Here is a 16,128-nt window from a genome sequence, read left to right as displayed (position 1 = left end):
GGATCATTCGACGGCCACCAGCGGGCGGGCAGCCGGCTCGCCGTCGGTCATCGACTCGGAGCCGCGCAGCGGCACCTCCTTGATGAACCAGGCCGCGATCGGGACCAGGATCGCGAAGCCCAGCGCCCACCAGAACAGGCCCGAAGTGGCGTACGCGATGCCGTGCAGCACCGCCTCCTTGATCGGCCCGGGCAGCTGCTCCAGCTTGTCCGGCTGCAGGCCGCCCACGTCGAGCGACATGCCGCCGGCCGGCGCGCCCGCCGGCATCGCGCCGGACAGGTCGTCCTTGAGCCGGTTGACGAAGACGGCGCCGAAGATCGAGACACCGAACGAACCGCCGATGGAGCGCACGAACGTCGCGGTCGAGCTGGAGACGCCCAGGTCCTTCTGGTCCACGCTGTTCTGCGCGATCAGCATGGTGGTCTGCATCAGGAAGCCCATGCCCACACCGAGCACGACCATGTAGATCGAGGACTCGGTGATGGAGGTGTCGACGTCGAGGCGGGTCAGCAGCAGCATCGACAGCGCCAGCGTGATGCCGCCCAGGATGGGGAACATCCGGTACTTGCCGGTCTTGGTGATGGTGCGGCCGGCCACGATCGAGGTGACCATCATGCCCAGCATCATCGGCAGCAGCAGCAGGCCGCTGTTGGTGGCCGAGGCGCCCTGCACGGTCTGGATGTAGAGCGGCAGGAAGGAGATCGCGCCGAACATCGCGAAGCCGACCATGAAGCCGATGACCGAGACCAGGCTGAAGTTGCGGTTGCGGAAGATGCCCAGCGGCAGGATCGGCTCGGCGACCCGGGTCTGCGTCCACAGGAAGAGGCCGACCATGACCACGCCCAGGACGGCCATGCCGATGATCTCCTTCGAGCCCCAGGCGTACTTGTTGCCGCCCCAGGTCGTGATCAGCACCAGCGCGGTGACGCCGACGCTCAGCAGCGCCGCGCCCAGCCAGTCGATGCGGTGCTCGGTGCGGTACTTCGGCAGGTGCAGCGTGGTGGCCAGCACGAACAGCGCGATGCCGCCGATCGGCAGGTTCACGTAGAAGGCCCAGCGCCAGTCGAAGTGGTCGGTGATGACACCGCCGATGAGCGGGCCGCCGATCATCGCGACACCCATGATCGCGGCCATCATGCCCTGGTACTTGCCGCGCTCGCGGGGGGAGACCAGGTCACCGATGATCGCCATGGCGCCGACCATCAGACCGCCTGCGCCGAGGCCCTGCAGGGCACGGAAGGCGATGAGCTGGTTCATGCCCGAGGCGGGGTCGATCTCGCCGGCCGCGCCGGACAGCGCCGAGCCGACCAGGAAGATGACGATCGAGACCAGGAAGATGGTCTTGCGGCCGTAGAGGTCGCCCAGCTTGCCCCAGATCGGCGTCGAGATCGTGGTGCCCAGCACGTACGCCGTGACCACCCACGAGAGCTTGTCGAGGCCGCCCAGCTCGCCGACGATGCGGGGCATGGCCGTACCGATGATCATGTTGTCGAGCATCGCCAGGAGGATGGCCAGCATCAGACCGGGCAACACCACCCGGAGATTCGGCTTGGGGATTTCAGGGGAGGACGTCCGGTCCTGGACTGTGGTCACGGGGGCTCCACTCGTTCACCGGTACGCTTACCTGCCGCCCGGCTAGAATATTTACTAGCCGTACGGTAAGTTCCCTACTTGCCGGCCGTCAAGTTAGTTCGCGCGACCGGATGACAGTGTGGTCGACGTAACACGGAGCAGTGATGAACGAGCCCGTAGCCAGCCGTGCCGAGCCCCGGCCCGACACCCGTGCCCGCATCCAGACCGTCGCCCTCGACCTCTTCACCGAGCAGGGCTACGACGCCACCTCGCTGCGCGAGATCGCGGAGAGCCTGGGTGTCACCAAGGCCGCCCTCTACTACCACTTCAAGAGCAAAGAAGAGATCGTCGACAGCTTCAGCGCCGACCAGCTCGTCAAGCTCAACAAGATCGTGGAGTGGGCCCGCAGCCAGCCGGACCCGCGCTCGCCGGAGTTCCGGCGCGAGCTGCTGCGGCGCTACGCCGACGAGCTCTACACCGGCCGGTACTCGAAGGTGATGCAGTTCTTCCACCAGAACCAGCCGGCCTTCAAGAACGCGCCGGCCGGCGCGAAGATGCGCCAGGCGATGATGGACCTCATCGGCCTGCTGGTCGAGCCCGAGTCGACGCCGACCGCGAAACTGCGCGCGGGCATGGCCGTGCTGGCCATCAACACCAGCTGGTTCCTGCTCCGCGACGCCGACATCAGCGACGAGGACCTGCGCGAGGCGGCCATGGAGGTCGCCTACGACCTGCTTCGTTAGGCGACCGGGTGGCGCAGGCCCAGCAGGGTCACGCCGGGCAGGGGTGACCAGTCCAGCTCGGGGGCGCGCTCGAAACCCATCCGGGCGTACAGCCGACGGGCGCCGGCGGCGAAGTCGCGTACGCAGATGACTACGCTGCGGCAGCCCAGCTCGGCGGCGCGGTCCAGGCAGGCGCGGGCCAGCGCCTCGCCCACGCCCCGGCCCTGCGCCTGCGGCGACACGGCGAGCATGCGGAACTCCGCCTCGCCCTCGGTGGCCAGCTCGGCCAGCGGGCTGCCCGGCAGCACGAAGGTGACCGAGCCCAGCACCGCACCGGTCACCTCGTCGACGGCGGCCAGCACCTCGGCGACGGCCGCGCGGGCGGCCACGTCACGCAGGTGCGGCTCGTAGGGGTGGTCTTCGCGGGTCTGCCCGTCGCCACGGTAGGCGGCGACGGACAGCGCACCGATCGCGTCGTGGTCGGCCGGCGTGGCCGGACGGACGTGGATCTCGGTCATGCCCGGTGAGGCTACTACTCGATGACCGCGATGAGGTCGCCCTCCTGGACGACGTCACCCTCGTTCACGGCGATCTTGGAGACCACGCCGTCGGCTTCCGCGATGACGGGGATCTCCATCTTCATCGATTCGAGGATGACCAGGGTGTCGCCCTCGGAGACCTCGTCTCCCGCCGCCGCCACGACCTTCCACACGTTGGCCACCATCTCGGCCTTGATCTCCTCGGCCATCGCCGGGCCCCTTTCTTGGATCGCAAGCAGGACGTTCCGTATCCAATCACGGAGCGCCTGGACAGCGCCGTTCAACCTGCGCATAGGATCTGAGGCTGCGAACCGCCGAAGACGGAAGGGGTGTTCACCATGGGTAAGAAGGCCCGTAAGAAGAAGGCTCGTAAGGGCTCGAAGGCCAACCACGGCAAGCGACCCAACGCCTAATCACGTTGCCGGGGTGCACGGCGGGGCGGATCATTTCCCGCCGTGCACTCCGCGCTCACGCTCACCCCGGCCCAGCTGCCCGACCTGCTCCTGCACGTCGCGGTGGTCCGGCCTGTCTTCGTCTGGGGCGCGCCGGGCATCGGCAAGAGCTCCCTGGTCCGCGCCTTCGCCGACTCGCTCGGCCTGCCCTGCGTCACGCTCGTCGGCACCCAGCTCGCCGCCGAGGACCTGATCGGCGTGCCCGAGCTGCGCGACGGCCGCAGCCGCTTCGCGCCGCCGGAGAGCATCGCCCGCAGCGAGCCGTACTGCCTCTTCCTCGACGAGCTCAACGCCTCCAGCCCCGACGTGCAGAAGGCGTTCTACTCGCTCATCCTCGACCGCCGCATCGGCGAGTACGAGCTGCCCCCGGGCTCGATCGTGATCGGCGCCGGCAACCGGGCCACCGACAACGCGCTCGCCCGCCCGATGGCGTCCGCCCTGGTCAACCGCCTGCTGCACCTGCACCTGCGGGCGTCGGCGGTGGACTGGCTGGGCTGGGCGGCGGGCGCGGGCATCCACCCGTGGGTGCTCGACTACCTCACCCAGCGGCCCGACCAGCTGTGGGTGCAGCCGCCGAAGACCGAGGAGCCGTTCTCCACCCCCCGCGCCTGGCACATGCTGTCCGACGCGCTGCGCTCCTACGGCGACGACATCGTCGAGGACACGCTGCGCCTGCTGGCGGGCGGCACGCTCACCCCGGCACACGCGTCGGGCTTCTGCGCCTACGTCAAGACGGTGCGCCACCGTTACGGCCTGGATGCGATCGTGCGCGGCGACGCCTCCTGGCCGCGCGCCGTCACCGACCGCGACCTGCTGTTCTTCTTCGCCGAGGCGTTCCGGGCCCGGCTGGTCCGGGACCTGCCGGACAGCCGCGAGCACGCGAGCCGGGCCGTGCGCGACTTCGCCATGCGTGCCAAGGGCCTGCTGGTCGAGCTGGCCGAGATCTCGCTGGAGTGCGCGCAGCTCGTGGTCGCCGCCGACGCCGAGGGCCGCCCGGTGCTGCCCGCCTGGTTCCTGGTGGAGGTCACCCGCGACCTGCCGCGCCTGGTCGCGGCCCGCACGTGAGCCGCCGCCGGAGCGAGCGGCGCAAGGACCCGCGGCTGGAGGCCTTCCAGACCGCCGCGCGCGCTGTCTTCGCCCAGCGCATGTTCCGCACCATGGACGACTCCTCGCACCACGGCCGGGTGCTGCGCAGCACGTGGGCCGAGGACGCCGAGCTGGGCCGCGCCCGTGGCTGGGCGCGGGTGCGCCCCGACGGCCTCATCACCGTCAACCGCAACGCCCCGGCCGATCCCGCCGAGTGGATGTGGGTGCTCGCCCACTGCACGCTGCACCTCGGCTTCGGGCACCTGGAGCCGGGCCGGATCGCAGACCACGCCGCGCAGGCCGCGGCCTGCCTGGCGGTGACCCGGTTCCAGCAGCAGCTGCGGATCGGCACGCCGCCGTTCATGGTGCCCGCCGAGCTGCCCGGCACCGACGAGGAGCGGCTGGCGGCGCTGTGGCGCGACACCGGCGTGCCCACCGAGTACGCCGCGCTGGGCGGCGGCGGCGCGTCCCCCGACCAGGACCTGGGCTTCGCGCCGGAGCCGGAGCACGGGCGCTGGGCGCGGCAGGCCGCCGCCGCGACCCCGCCGCCGACCTGGTCGGAGCTGTTCGCCGTCGGGCTGGCCGCCGCCGCCACCGAGGCCGTCGAGGAGGCCGGGCAGCAGCGGCCGCGCGCCGACGGCGAGCTCGCCCCCGACCACCCGTGGGAGCAGGCGCGGCGCTGGTTCGTGTCGTCGTACCCACTGCTCGGCGCACTGGCCGCGGGATTCCGCATCGTCGCCGACGCCGAGCTGGCGCGCACCTGGCAGATCTCCGTCGCGGCCGTCGACGCCGAGGCGGGCGAGATCTACGTGAACCCGCTGCACCGCATGTCCGGGCCGGAGCGCCGGTTCGTGCTCGCGCACGAGATGCTGCACGCCGCGCTGCGCCACGGGCAGCGGGTCGGCCCGCGCGACCCGTACCTGTGGAACGTCGCCACCGACTTCGTCATCAACGGCTGGCTGGTGCAGATGGGCGTCGGCGAGATGCCCGACGACGTGCTCTACGACCCGGCGCTCAAGGACCACTCCAGCGAGGAGGTGTACGACCTGATCACCGGCAACCTGCGCCGTTACCGCAAGCTGGCCACGCTGCGCGGGCGCGGGCTGGGCGACATGCTCGACCGGCCGATCCCCGGGGCGGGCGAGGCGCGGCGGGCGGGCGACGTCGACGACTTCTGCCGCCGGGCGCTGCTCGGCGGGCTGGCACACCACGAGCAGACCGGCCGCGGCCTGCTGCCCGCCGGGCTGGTCGCCGAGATCCGGGTGCTGGACCACCCGCCGCCGCCCTGGGACGTGCAGCTGGCGCAGTGGTTCGACCGTTACTTCACGCCGCTGGAGCCGACCCGCTCGTACGCCCGCGCCTCGCGCCGCCAGGCGTCGACCCCGGACATCCCGCGGCCCGGCCGGGCCCGGCCCGAACTGGTCGAGCGGCAGCGCACCTTCGGCGTGGTGCTGGACACCTCGGGTTCGATGAGCACCGAGCTGATGGGCCGGGCGCTGGGCGCGATCGCGTCGTACGCGCTGGCCCGCGACGTGCCCGCGGCGCGGGTCGTGTTCTGCGACGCGGCCGCCTACGACGCGGGCTACCTGCCGGTCGAGGACATCGCGGGCCGGGTGAAGGTACGCGGCCGCGGCGGCACCGAGCTGCAGCCCGGCATCCGGCTGCTGGAACGGGCCGAGGACTTCCCCGCCGACGGGCCGATCCTGATCATCACCGACGGCGACTGCGACGTGCTGCGGGTACGCCGCGAGCACGCGTACCTGATGCCCGAGCGGGCACGGCTGCCGTTCACCCCGCGCGGTGAGGTCTTCCGCCTGCGCTGAAGACGAATCGAGGCCCCGCCGACGGCGGAGCCTCGATCATGAAATTCTGCCGATCAGCCCAGTTCGCGGCTGGCCTCGACCTCGACCACGAGCTCGGACAGCTTGGCCCGGAGGCGGTCCTTCAGCTCCGCGGGCGCCTGCTCCTGCCCGCAGCACCGGTTCACCAGCGCCTTGACCTCCTGCTCGATGCCGAACTCGCGAAGGCACGGCGAGCACTCGTCGAGATGCTGCTTGATCAGCGAGCGGCGGTCGTCGGAGCACTCGAGGTCCAGGTAGAGGTATACCTCGGTGAGCACCTCGCGGCAGTCGCCGTCCTCGTGTTCCGTGGTCATGACGCCTCCCGGGCGCTGGTCGTGCCCGAGAACCCGCGCTCCGCCGCATAGCCCTCCAGGAGCTTGCGCAGGTTGCGCCGGCCGCGGTGCAGCCTGGACATCACGGTGCCGATGGGCGTGTTCATGATGTCCGCGATCTCCTTGTAGGAGAAGCCTTCCACGTCGGCGAGGTAGACCGCCAACCGGAACTCCTCCGGCAACGTCTGCAGCGCGTCCTTGACGTCGCTGTCGGGCAGCCGGTCCAGCGCTTCGGTCTCGGCCGAGCGCAGCCCCGAGGAGGTGTGCGACTCCGCCTCCGCCAGCTGCCAGTCGGTGATCTCGTCCGTCGGCGCCTGGATGGGCTGGCGTTGCCTCTTGCGGTACGAGTTGATGAAGGTGTTCGTGAGGATGCGGTAGAGCCAGGCCTTGAGGTTCGTGCCGTCCTCGAACTGGTGGAAGGCGGCATACGCCTTCAGGAAGGTCTCCTGCAGGAGGTCCTCGGCGTCAGCCGGGTTACGCGTCATCCGCAGTGCGGCCGCGTAGAGCTGGTCGAGGAAGGGCATCGCGTCCCGCTCGAAGCGGGAACGACGCTCTTCGACGCTGTCGGTGCTGGTCAACCGCGAGACCACCCTCGGAGTACGCTCTTGCCGCGGCTCCTTGACAGCGGACCGCAGCGCTGAGGCTGACTCTACCGATGCCAGGTGCACCCGCGGGGCGGGCACCGCGGTAATGCCCGAGGCCGCGTCGCCGTCCAGCGCCGCCGGCCACTCGGGAGCCGACAGCAGCCGCTCCACGGTCTTCAGCACCGGATCGTCGCCCGACCGCAGCAGGCAGCGCGTTCCCGTCCGCACCATGGACTCACCTCTCGCCGGGGCCGGAGGCTTCCGGCCTACCCGCGGTCTGTAACGCCACGCGACGGCTGTCGCATTCCGCGGGACACGCCGGGCAGTGGCGACCGTCACGCCCGATCGCCGCCACCCGCCCAGCCGCGGGCGCGCAGCCACGTGACCACGGCCCGGCCGACGGTGTCCGGCGCTTTGCGCAGGTCGTGTCGCTCCCCCTGGAGGACAACGATCTCGACCCCCGGTGCGGCATCGGGCACGCCGAACGGATCGGCGGAGCCGTTGACGACGAGCGTGGGCAGCCCGGTGAGCAGCTCCTCGGCCCGGCTGCGCGCCGGCTTGCCGGGCGGGTGCAGCGGGAACGCCAGCGCCACGATGCCGGCCGCGCCCACCGCGGCGGCGGTGCGGCAGGCGACCCGCGCCCCGCTGGAGCGGCCGCCGACGATCAGCGGCAGCCCCGGCAGGCGTTCGGCCAGCGCGTCCACGACCGTCCGCCACGCCTCGTCGAGGTGCGTCGCGGGCGCGGGCGCACGCCGACCGGCGACCCGGTAGGGCTGGGTGACCAGGGCCACCGCCACTCCGGAGGCGACCGCCGCGTCGTGCACGGCGACCAGGTCGGGCGCGTCCACGCTGCCGCCCGCCCCGTGCCCGAGCACGAGCAGCGCGACCGGGGCGGCGACTTCGCCTGCCCCGGCCGCACCGCCGGGCATCGTGACGGTTACCCCTGCCGGGCCGCGCCCGGTGTCGACCGTTTCCTTGTTGAACACCGTCTGACCTTGCATACCGCGATCATGCGGCGTGCGCGTGCTCTCTGGTCAGCAGGGGCACGGTTTGCAGCGCGGTGTCGCGTTCCGCCTCGCCGAGCGTGCACAGGGCGAGCTCGGCACGGGACTGCGTGGGGATCCGCGGCAGCTGCCGCGTCACCCCGGCCGCCCGTTGCGGCGGCGTGAGCTGACCGGCCGAGACCACCAGGTCCGGCTGGGGCCCGTACGCCGTGTACGGCAGTTCCTCCTGCTGTTCCTCGGTGCGCCAGGCGACGAGCATGGCCCGCCGCTCGCGTGCCGTCGTGCCACCCCAGACACCGTGGCAGTCGCCGACACTGAGCGCCCAGGCCAGGCAGGCCCCCGACACCGGGCATCTTCCGCACAGCTGGACGGCCGTGTCGGCCGGCTCCAGCGGCGCCGGAAAGAACGTCTCCGGGTCGACGGCCTGGCAGGCACCTCTGGTGCGCCAGGCGTTGTCATGCCGCTCCCGCACGGCCCGCACCAAACGCGGGTCCCTGCGAGCAGCGGCGACTTCGTGCGGGCGTGGAATACGCGCGCGGGTCATCCACCCACCTCCCCCGTGGGTCGGTCCCCCCGCCCCGGCGGGAGGATCCGGCTCAGACAGACGGTGACGCGCGGCACTGCCGCTTACCACCGACGCTGTGTCTTACCGCACGGTAGAAGGAACGGGCAAGGGTTTACCCGCAAACTGGTGACGCAAACTGTCACGATCCAGCGCAAAATCAGAACAGACTGATCTGAACTTCCGGCTCGGCGAGCCGCCTCGTCAATTCAGGGCCGTCATTGCGTACGTTGCCGACCGCCGCGCCCACCGGACGGATCTCCAGACCGGACAGGTACCCGGGCCCCGGCGGCGCGAGCAGTTCCGCGTCGGCCGGGCCGGTCAGCCACGCCTCCCACAGCTCCGGCTCCAGCAGCAGCGGCATGCGGTCGTGCACCCGGGCCAGCTCGCCCTGCGCCGCCGTGGTGATGATGGTGCAGCTCAGACCGAACTTCGACGCCGTCCACAGCCCGGCGAAGGCCAGCCCGCGCCCGGCGACCGGGTCGGTCATGTAGTAGGCCTGCTTGCCGTTCTCGGTGCGCACCCACTCGTACCAGCCGTCGGCCGGCACGATGCAGCGCCTGCCCGCGAACGACGGTGCGAACACACGCGAGGTGGCCAGCGTCTCGGCCCGCGCGTTGATCAGCTTCAGCCCGGTGCGCGGATCGTCTGCCCACGGCGGGACCAGGCCCCACCGCGCCAGGCTCAGCACCCGGGCCTCCCGTGTCGCGCAGACGCGAACGATCGGGGCCGGGTCGGTGGGCGCGAGGTTGTAGTCGGGGGCCAGCGACTCGGCGGTCTCGTCCTCGGCCGTGAACAGCGCGGTCAGATCCGCCGCCGTACGTGTCGTCGCGTACCGCCCACACATGGCGCCCACCCTACGCCAGCTCGCGCTGCCGGCTCGGCCCGGCGTTCCGCCTGGAACGGCGCACCACCGAGGATTGCTCACCAGCGGTCATCAGGCAGACTGTGAGGCGTAACCGAACGCACTGAGCAGACCGGGTGCGGCCGACCCGACGCCGACGAGCGCAGCGAGGAGCAGGTGTGAGCAGAGCACTCGTGCCATGGACCGCACCGACCGCGGTCGATGCGACCGACGCTGTCGTGCGCCTGCCGGGTTCGAAGTCCATCACCGCCCGGGCCCTCGTGCTGTCCGCGCTCGGCATGGGGCCGTCGACGCTGCTGGCCCCGCTGCGCGCCCGCGACACCGAGCTGATGGCGGCCGGGCTGCGCGCACTGGGTGCGCACGTGTCCACCTCCGACGACGAGCGCTGGGAGATTCGGCCCCGGCCGCCGGTCGGGCCCGCCCACGTCGACGTCGGCCTGGCCGGCACGGTGATGCGCTTCCTGCCGCCGGTGGCCACGCTGGCCAACGGCCCGATCACCTTCGACGGCGACCCCCGGGCCCGCCAGCGCCCGCTCGGGCCGCTGCTCAAGGCGCTGCGCGAGCTGGGCGCGACGATCGACGCGTCGAGCATCGACGGCCTGCCGCTGACCGTGCACGGCAAGGGCGGGCTGCGCGGCGGCGAGGTCGCCGTGGACGCCTCGCTGTCCAGCCAGCTGATCTCCGGCCTGCTGCTCGCGGCGGCCGACTTCGACGAGGGCATCACCGTGCGCCACGTCGGCGACAACCCGGTGCCCAGCGCGCCGCACCTGCGGATGACGGTGCAGATGCTGCGCGCCGCGGGCGCGGCGGTCGACGACTCGGTCCGCGACGTCTGGCACGTGGCGCCGGGCCGGCTGTCCGGGCGGGCCTGGCAGATCGAGCCGGACCTGTCCGGCGCGGCCCCGTTCTTCGGCGCGGCACTGGTCACCGGCGGCAGCGTCACCCTGGCCGGCTGGCCGCGCAGCAGCGTGCAGCCGGTGGACAAGGTCCGGCAGCTGCTCGGCGCGCTGGGTGGCACGGTCACGCTCTCCGAGCGCGGCCTCACCGTCACCGGCACGGGTGCCATCAGCGGCATCGACGCCGACCTGTCCGACGTGGGCGAGCTGACCCCGGTCGTCGCCGCGCTGGCCGCGCTGGCCGACGGCCCGTCGACGCTGCGCGGCGTCGGGCACATCCGCACCCACGAGACCGACCGGCTGGCCGCGCTGGCCCGCGAGCTGACCGCGCTCGGCGCACGGGTCGAGGAGACCCGGGACGGGCTGACCATCACGCCCGGCCCGCTGACCGGCTCGGTCTTCGAGACCTACGACGACCACCGGATGGCGCACGCCGCCGCCGTCATCGGGCTGCGGGTGCCCGGGGTCCAGCTCACCGACGTGGCGTGTACCGCCAAGACCCTGCCCGAATTCCCGGCACTATGGAGCGCGGTGGTCGCCGGACGATGAGAGGCCAGCCGTGAAGAAGAAGCGGGAGTACGACGAGGACGACGTGAAGGTGCGGGCCACCAAGTCGTCGCGTTCGCGTCCCCGCACCCGCACCCGGCCCAAGCACGACGACGCGGTGACCGGGTTCGTGGTCGCCGTCGACCGGGGCCGCTACACCTGCGTGGTGCACGAGGGCAAGAAGGTCTTCGAGGTCACCTGCATGCGGGCGCGCGAGCTCGGCCGCAAGTCCGTCGTGGTGGGCGACGAGGTGGGCCTGGTCGGCGACGTTACCGGCGACGTGGGCAGCCTGGCCCGGATCGTACGGATCGAGGAGCGGCGCTCGGTGCTGCGGCGCACCGCCGACGACGACGACACCACCGCCGAGGGCCGCATCGAGCGGGTGGTCGTCGCCAACGCCGACCAGCTCGTCATCGTCAGCGCGCTGGCCGATCCGCCGCCGCGCGAGGGCTTCATCGACCGTTGCCTGGTCGCCGCGTACGCCGCCGACATCGAGCCGCTGCTGTGCCTGACCAAGGCCGACCTGGCCGGGCCGGAGCAGGTGCTGAGCTACTACGCCGAGCTGGACCTCGACCACGTGCTGACCCGCCCCGACGGCGACCTCGACGAGCTGCGCGAGCGGCTGTCCGGCCGGCGGTCGGTGCTGGTCGGGCACTCCGGCGTGGGCAAGTCGACGCTGGTCAACCGGCTCATCCCGGATGCGCGCCGGGCGGTCGGCGTGGTCAGCGCCATCGGCAAGGGGCGGCACACCTCGACCAGCGCGGTCGCGCTGCGGCTGCCCGACAAGCGGGAATCGTGGATCATCGACACCCCGGGCGTACGCAGCTTCGGCCTGGCCCTGGTCTCCTCCGACGACCTGCTGCACGGCTTCCCCGACCTGGTCGAGGGCACCGTCGACTGCCCGCCGAACTGCGAGCACAACGGCGGCGAGTGCGCCCTGGACGCGTGGGTGGCCCAGGGCAAGGCCGACGCGCGGCGGCTGGCGTCATACCGCCGCCTGCTGTCGTCCCGGGCGGGCGACACCGAAACGGGTCAGACCTCGACGTAACCACCGGTGCGCCAGTAGAGGCCGTCGGCGCGCGCCATCAGGCCGGTGTCGATCAGGTAGCGGCGCAGCGACACCCAGTCGGTCTCGTAGAAGGCCCGCAGCACCGCGTCGACCTCGCGCTCGGGCATCTTCACCCCCGGCTCGAAGGCCGCCACGATGTGCTCCAGCAGCACCCGCCGCTTGCCCGCCTTCGCGGGCATCGAGGTCAGCCGCCCGTGCTCGTCGAGGAACGTCCGGAGCACCTTTTCCGGAGTCATGACTCCTCCTCGCTGCGCTCGTCGTCCTCATGAGCCACCGCGCCCATGATTCGCTCGCGCTGCTCGCTCATACCGTGAAATTACCCGCCCCGGCGCGGTCCACGCGTTCTCATTTACGGCGGGTCCGCCAACCCGATACCTCGCCGGTGCGGAGATCCGATAAGTTCTCGCCATGGCCCGCTACTCGGACGACCTTGGGCTTGCCCACGTGCTGGCGGACACCGCCGACTCCATCTCCATGTCCCGGTTCAAGGCGCTCGACCTCTACGTGGAGAGCAAGCCCGACCTGACGCCCGTCTCCGACGCGGACACGGCGGTGGAGAAGGCGCTGCGCTCGACCCTGGCCCGGACCCGGTCGCGGGACGGGGTGCTGGGCGAGGAGTTCGGGGTCGCCGGTGGCAGCGGCAACCGGCAGTGGGTCATCGACCCGATCGACGGCACCAAGAACTTCATCCGCGGGGTGCCGATCTGGGGCACGCTGATCGCGCTGATGGAGGGCGACGAGCCGGTCGTCGGCATGGTCTCCGCGCCCGCGCTGGGCCGCCGCTGGTGGGCCGCGCGCGGGCTGGGCGCGTTCGCGGGCCGCCACCAGGCCGCCGCGCAGCCGATCCGGGTCTCCGGCGTGCGCCGCCTGGCCGACGCGAGCTTCTGCTACTCGTCCCTGGACGGCTGGGAGCAGACCGGCCGGCTGGCCTCGGTGCTCGACCTGATGCGCAAGACCTGGCGCAGCCGGGCGTACGGCGACTTCTACGGCTACATGCTGCTGGCCGAGGGCGCGCTCGACATCATGATCGAGCCGGAGTTGATGCTCTGGGACATGGCCGCGCTGGTGCCGATCGTCACCGAGGCGGGCGGCAACTTCACCGACCTGTCCGGCCGGACCGGTGCCGGCGGCGGCTCCGCGGTGGCCACCAACGGGCAGCTGCACGACGACGTGCTGGAGCGGCTGAGCCCGGCCGGACTTCGCGCCCTGTAGTCACTCTCATTCACTCGGTGAAGTCGCCGCCGGGTAGGGCGCAGCCGACCCCTAAGGGTCTAAGCTGCGTGGGTGGTGTCCTCTGGCTGGTGGTTCCTGGTGGCGATGATCGCCGCATACGGCATCGCCAACCTGCTGCAGTCCATCGCGGCGACACGCACAGCGACGACGGACACCCTTGATCCAGGCCTGCTGCTGCGCCTGTTCGGCAACTCGACGTATCTGCTCGGGCTCGGCTGCCAGATCCTCGGTTTCTTCCTCGCCCTCGGCGCGCGGCGCGACCTTCCGCTGTTCCTCGTGCAGTCCGCGGTGACCGCGGGCCTGTGCGTCACCGCGTTCGCCGGGGTCGTGGTGCTCAAGTGGAAGCTGCCGCTGGCCGAGGTGCTGCTGCTGCTCGGGGTCATGGCGGGCATCGGCATGCTGGCCGTGTCGGCCGAGCCCGGCCACGCCGAGCCGCTGGACACCAAGGGCGTGATCTCGCTGGTGTTCGCGCTGGTCGCGATAGCCGGGGTGAGCGCGTTCGCGGGCAAGGTCAAGGGCGTGCTCGGCTCGGTGGTGCTCGGCTCGCTGGCCGGGCTCTGCTTCGCCTCGGCCGCCATCGCGGCCCGGCCGCTCGCCTCGGCGCAGACCATCGTCGAGTTCGGCCTGAACCCGCTGCTCTACCTGGTGATCGCGCACTCGCTCACCGGTCAGCTGCTGCTCGGCCTGGCCATGCAGCGCGGCTCCACCAACGCCGCGGTCGCCGCCATGGACGCCGCGGGCGCGGTGCCCGCCGCAGTGATCGGCATGCTGCTGCTGGGCGACAAGATCCGCCCTGGCATGTCGTGGGTCGCGGCGCTCGGCTTCGTGATCACGCTGGGCGCGGTCATCGCGCTCACCCGATATGCCGAACCACAGCACGACCTGGTCGCCGAGCCGGTGCCGCTGCCGGTGCGGTTCAGCTCCGCCTCCGTGCCGGGCCTGCCACCACATCCCGCGCGCGGCGTGTTCCAGGTGCCCGGCGTGGGCCCATCGCGGACCAGTGCGATCCCAGTGCCCGCCCGGACCCCCGACCCGGAGCCGGCGGCCGGCGGATATGTGCCGGTCATGGTGCCTCTCTCGACGACCACCGCCCCGGGCAACGGCCACGCGACAGGCAACGGCCACCCGCCCGCGAACGGCCACGCGACAGGCAACGGCCACGCGACGGGCAACGGCCACGGCCAGGCCGAGCCGGGCCACTCGCACCACCCCGGCGGACACCCGCCGATGACGCTGCCCGGCCCGACGCGCCGCCCGCTGCCCGTCAACGCCGACTGACCTCGGGATAACCGGGACATATCGCATCATCTCTGCGTACGGTGCGGTAAGGCGCGGCACGCGGCCGCGCGAGAGGTGCGCGCCATGTCCATTCCGAAGGAGATCCTGGCCGCCATCGGCATGCCGGAGACGCTGGACACCCCGCTCGGCCGGTTCGCCTTCCACGACGGACTGCCCGCGCAGGAGAGCGTCGACGGGCTCTTCGACGCGCTCGACCTGGTCCGCGCGGTCGAGGCGTTCCTCGTGGCCATGCCGGGCGCGTCGCTCGCGGCGATGCGGACCGGCCTGCGCAGCGTGGGCGTCACCTCGGCCCGCCAGATCGGCGTCACCGACCCGCGGTCGAACTCCGCCAGCCTCTACCTGACCCCCGACACCGACACCACGTACGGCCACACGTTCCTGGATCTGGACACCGACGGGCCGACGGTGGTCGAGGTGCCGCCGAACTCGCTGTGCGTCGTCGACGACTTCTGGTTCCGCCACGTCACCGACCTGGGGCTGGCCGGGCCCGACCAGGGCAGGGGCGGCAAGTACCTGTTCCTGCCCCCGGACCACGAGGACGAGGTGCCCGACGGCTACTTCACCTTCCGCAGCCCGACCTTCGCCAACTGGGCGATGTTCCGGGCGCTCGACGGGGTCGACGCGGTCAGGAACGTTCGGATTTACCCGTTGGCCCAGGCCGCCTACCCGCCGCCGAACGAGTTCGTCGACCTCGCCGACCGACCCCACAACACCGTGCACGCCAACGACGCCACCTTCTACGACGAGGTCGACGTCGTGGTCCAGGAGGAGCCGCTGGAGTCGCTCGACCCCGAACGGCGCGGCATCCTGGCGAGCATCGGCCTCGTCAAGGGCGACCTGTTCGCCCCCGACCAGCGCCTGCGCGCCATCCTCGCCAAGGCCGCCCCGCTCGGTGCGGGCATCGCGCGGGCGCTGGCGTTCCGCCCGCGCGATCCCGAGGCCTACTACTACCCCGACTCCTCGTGGAAGCGTGCCTTCGTCGGCGACAGCCACGAGTTCCTGCGCGAAGGCGCCCGGCTGCTCGACGCCCGCGCGATGTTCCACTACCTCGCCACGGTGGTCACGCCCGCGATGGCGGCGTCACCCGTGGGCACCGGCTCCGCCTACGCCTACACCGCCGAGGACGCCGACGGACGGTGGCTCGACGGCGGGCGCTCGTACCGGCTGCACCTGCCGCGGCACATCCCGGCGAAGACGTTCTGGTCGGTGTGCGGGTACGACTGCCAGACCCGCTCGCTGCTCGTCACCGACACCCCGTACCCGAGCGTGACCAGCCTGTCCGGCACGGTCGAGGCCAACGCCGACGGCACCACCGACGTGTACTTCGGCCCGACGCCGCCGCCCGGCCGGGAGTCGAACTGGATCCAGACCGTGCCCGGCAAGCACTGGTTCGCCATGCTGCGCCTGTACGGCCCGCTCCAGCCCTGGTACGACCAGACCTGGCGCCCCGGCGAGATCGAGCGCACCGGCTGACTCCGTCGGCTCCGTCCCCTAACATGTGCCCGACGGACGGCGGGGCGGGGGGA

16 protein-coding genes and 2 pseudogenes are annotated in these 16,128 nt (G+C 71.9%); 9 read left to right on the top strand and 9 right to left on the bottom strand.

The genetic code is table 11. The features are described 5' to 3' along the window. Positions 1-3: 3 nt before the first annotated feature. Positions 4-1,518: an MDR family MFS transporter gene (locus F9C41_RS23630; RefSeq protein ID WP_155389044.1), complete on the bottom strand. Its 1,515-nt coding sequence runs from the start codon at positions 1,516-1,518 to the stop codon at positions 4-6. Positions 1,519-1,736: 218 nt separating this feature from the next. Between F9C41_RS23630 and F9C41_RS23625 the strand changes: the two genes are divergently transcribed. Then, positions 1,737-2,315 carry a TetR/AcrR family transcriptional regulator gene (locus F9C41_RS23625; protein ID WP_155388997.1) on the top strand — a complete coding sequence of 193 codons (579 nt, stop codon included), beginning with the start codon at positions 1,737-1,739 and terminating at the stop codon, positions 2,313-2,315. Here the strand turns inward: F9C41_RS23625 and F9C41_RS23620 are convergent. Further along, positions 2,312-2,812, bottom strand: a complete 501-nt coding sequence (locus F9C41_RS23620; RefSeq protein WP_155388996.1) for a GNAT family N-acetyltransferase — start codon at positions 2,810-2,812, stop codon at positions 2,312-2,314. The two genes, F9C41_RS23625 and F9C41_RS23620, sit on opposite strands and share 4 nt — an antisense overlap. 14 nt (positions 2,813-2,826) lie before the next feature. Next, positions 2,827-3,042: a biotin/lipoyl-binding carrier protein gene (locus tag F9C41_RS23615; RefSeq protein WP_120318199.1), complete on the bottom strand. Its 216-nt coding sequence runs from the start codon at positions 3,040-3,042 to the stop codon at positions 2,827-2,829. A 129-nt stretch (positions 3,043-3,171) separates the two neighbouring features. On the opposite strand from F9C41_RS23615, the gene F9C41_RS42205 reads away from it, so the two are divergent. From F9C41_RS42205 to F9C41_RS23600, 3 genes are read left to right on the top strand one after another with little or no spacing between them, the layout of a single operon-like run. Continuing rightward, positions 3,172-3,246 (top strand): 50S ribosomal protein bL37, encoded by a 75-nt coding sequence (locus F9C41_RS42205; RefSeq protein ID WP_120321693.1) that lies wholly within the window; start codon positions 3,172-3,174, stop codon positions 3,244-3,246. Positions 3,247-3,288: 42 nt separating this feature from the next. After that, a complete protein-coding gene (locus tag F9C41_RS23605) occupies positions 3,289-4,350 on the top strand; it encodes an ATP-binding protein (protein ID WP_155388995.1) in 1,062 nt (353 codons plus the stop codon). Continuing rightward, the gene (locus F9C41_RS23600) at positions 4,347-6,194 is read left to right on the top strand and encodes a vWA domain-containing protein (protein ID WP_407924730.1); all 1,848 of its coding nucleotides are present in this window, start codon (positions 4,347-4,349) and stop codon (positions 6,192-6,194) included. The genes F9C41_RS23605 and F9C41_RS23600 overlap by 4 nt, the downstream gene beginning before the upstream one ends. 53 nt (positions 6,195-6,247) lie before the next feature. Here F9C41_RS23600 and rsrA read toward each other — a convergent pair whose 3' ends face one another. The 5 genes and pseudogenes from rsrA to F9C41_RS23575 form a co-directional block, all read right to left on the bottom strand. Next, entirely contained in the window at positions 6,248-6,526 is a 279-nt protein-coding gene (gene rsrA, locus F9C41_RS23595; RefSeq protein ID WP_155388994.1) for a mycothiol system anti-sigma-R factor, read from the bottom strand. Then, positions 6,523-7,359: a sigma-70 family RNA polymerase sigma factor gene (locus tag F9C41_RS23590; RefSeq protein WP_155388993.1), complete on the bottom strand. Its 837-nt coding sequence runs from the start codon at positions 7,357-7,359 to the stop codon at positions 6,523-6,525. Before F9C41_RS23590 ends, rsrA begins: the two co-directional genes overlap by 4 nt. Positions 7,360-7,463: 104 nt before the next feature. After that, the gene (locus F9C41_RS23585; protein ID WP_407924729.1) at positions 7,464-8,129 is read right to left on the bottom strand and encodes an alpha/beta hydrolase family protein; all 666 of its coding nucleotides are present in this window, start codon (positions 8,127-8,129) and stop codon (positions 7,464-7,466) included. A gap of 199 nt (positions 8,130-8,328) precedes the next feature. Further along, a pseudogene (locus tag F9C41_RS23580) lies at positions 8,329-8,676 on the bottom strand (WhiB family transcriptional regulator); the annotation flags it as partial. 178 nt (positions 8,677-8,854) lie between these two features. After that, positions 8,855-9,541, bottom strand: coding sequence for an SOS response-associated peptidase (locus F9C41_RS23575; RefSeq protein WP_155388992.1), 687 nt, complete (start codon positions 9,539-9,541; stop codon positions 8,855-8,857). 176 nt (positions 9,542-9,717) lie between these two features. Here F9C41_RS23575 and aroA point away from each other — a divergent pair, with 176 nt between their 5' ends. Both aroA and rsgA read left to right on the top strand, forming a co-directional pair. Further along, on the top strand, positions 9,718-11,004 hold the full coding sequence (aroA, locus tag F9C41_RS23570) for a 3-phosphoshikimate 1-carboxyvinyltransferase (protein ID WP_155388991.1): 1,287 nt from the start codon (positions 9,718-9,720) through the stop codon (positions 11,002-11,004). 10 nt (positions 11,005-11,014) lie between these two features. After that, entirely contained in the window at positions 11,015-12,049 is a 1,035-nt protein-coding gene (gene rsgA / locus F9C41_RS23565; RefSeq protein WP_155388990.1) for a ribosome small subunit-dependent GTPase A, read from the top strand. On the opposite strand, the gene F9C41_RS23560 is transcribed toward rsgA, so the two are convergent. Then, positions 12,034-12,306 carry a DUF2087 domain-containing protein gene (locus tag F9C41_RS23560; RefSeq protein ID WP_155388989.1) on the bottom strand — a complete coding sequence of 91 codons (273 nt, stop codon included), beginning with the start codon at positions 12,304-12,306 and terminating at the stop codon, positions 12,034-12,036. The two genes, rsgA and F9C41_RS23560, sit on opposite strands and share 16 nt — an antisense overlap. Before the next feature lie 172 nt (positions 12,307-12,478). Here F9C41_RS23560 and hisN point away from each other — a divergent pair, with 172 nt between their 5' ends. The 3 genes and pseudogenes from hisN to F9C41_RS23545 all read left to right on the top strand — a co-directional run bounded on the left by hisN (position 12,479) and on the right by F9C41_RS23545 (position 16,075). Beyond that, positions 12,479-13,282: a histidinol-phosphatase gene (hisN, locus tag F9C41_RS23555; protein WP_155388988.1), complete on the top strand. Its 804-nt coding sequence runs from the start codon at positions 12,479-12,481 to the stop codon at positions 13,280-13,282. Between the two features lie 105 nt (positions 13,283-13,387). Beyond that, a pseudogene (locus F9C41_RS23550) lies at positions 13,388-14,218 on the top strand (hypothetical protein); the annotation flags it as partial. A 447-nt stretch (positions 14,219-14,665) separates the two neighbouring features. Further along, positions 14,666-16,075 (top strand): DUF1254 domain-containing protein, encoded by a 1,410-nt coding sequence (locus F9C41_RS23545; RefSeq protein WP_230689931.1) that lies wholly within the window; start codon positions 14,666-14,668, stop codon positions 16,073-16,075. The last annotated feature ends 53 nt before the right edge of the window (positions 16,076-16,128 follow it).

The sequence above is a fragment of the Catellatospora paridis genome, assembly GCF_009720365.1.
GTDB classification, from domain to species: domain Bacteria; phylum Actinomycetota; class Actinomycetes; order Mycobacteriales; family Micromonosporaceae; genus Catellatospora; species Catellatospora paridis.
Note: the sequence above shows the minus strand (reverse complement) of the source record. Positions and strands in the feature narration are given on the sequence as shown.

Coding starts and splice junctions, on each gene's coding strand:
- F9C41_RS23620 (WP_155388996.1), bottom strand. CDS start 2,812: ATGACCGAGATCCACGTCCGTCCGGCCACGCCGGCCGACCACGACGCG.
- F9C41_RS23615 (WP_120318199.1), bottom strand. CDS start 3,042: ATGGCCGAGGAGATCAAGGCCGAGATGGTGGCCAACGTGTGGAAGGTC.
- F9C41_RS23625 (WP_155388997.1), top strand. CDS start 1,737: ATGAACGAGCCCGTAGCCAGCCGTGCCGAGCCCCGGCCCGACACCCGT.
- hisN (WP_155388988.1), top strand. CDS start 12,479: ATGGCCCGCTACTCGGACGACCTTGGGCTTGCCCACGTGCTGGCGGAC.
- F9C41_RS23590 (WP_155388993.1), bottom strand. CDS start 7,359: ATGGTGCGGACGGGAACGCGCTGCCTGCTGCGGTCGGGCGACGATCCG.
- rsrA (WP_155388994.1), bottom strand. CDS start 6,526: ATGACCACGGAACACGAGGACGGCGACTGCCGCGAGGTGCTCACCGAG.
- F9C41_RS23575 (WP_155388992.1), bottom strand. CDS start 9,541: ATGTGTGGGCGGTACGCGACGACACGTACGGCGGCGGATCTGACCGCG.
- F9C41_RS23560 (WP_155388989.1), bottom strand. CDS start 12,306: ATGACTCCGGAAAAGGTGCTCCGGACGTTCCTCGACGAGCACGGGCGG.
- F9C41_RS23545 (WP_230689931.1), top strand. CDS start 14,666: ATGTCCATTCCGAAGGAGATCCTGGCCGCCATCGGCATGCCGGAGACG.
- F9C41_RS23585 (WP_407924729.1), bottom strand. CDS start 8,129: ATGCAAGGTCAGACGGTGTTCAACAAGGAAACGGTCGACACCGGGCGC.
- F9C41_RS23630 (WP_155389044.1), bottom strand. CDS start 1,518: ATGCTGGCCATCCTCCTGGCGATGCTCGACAACATGATCATCGGTACG.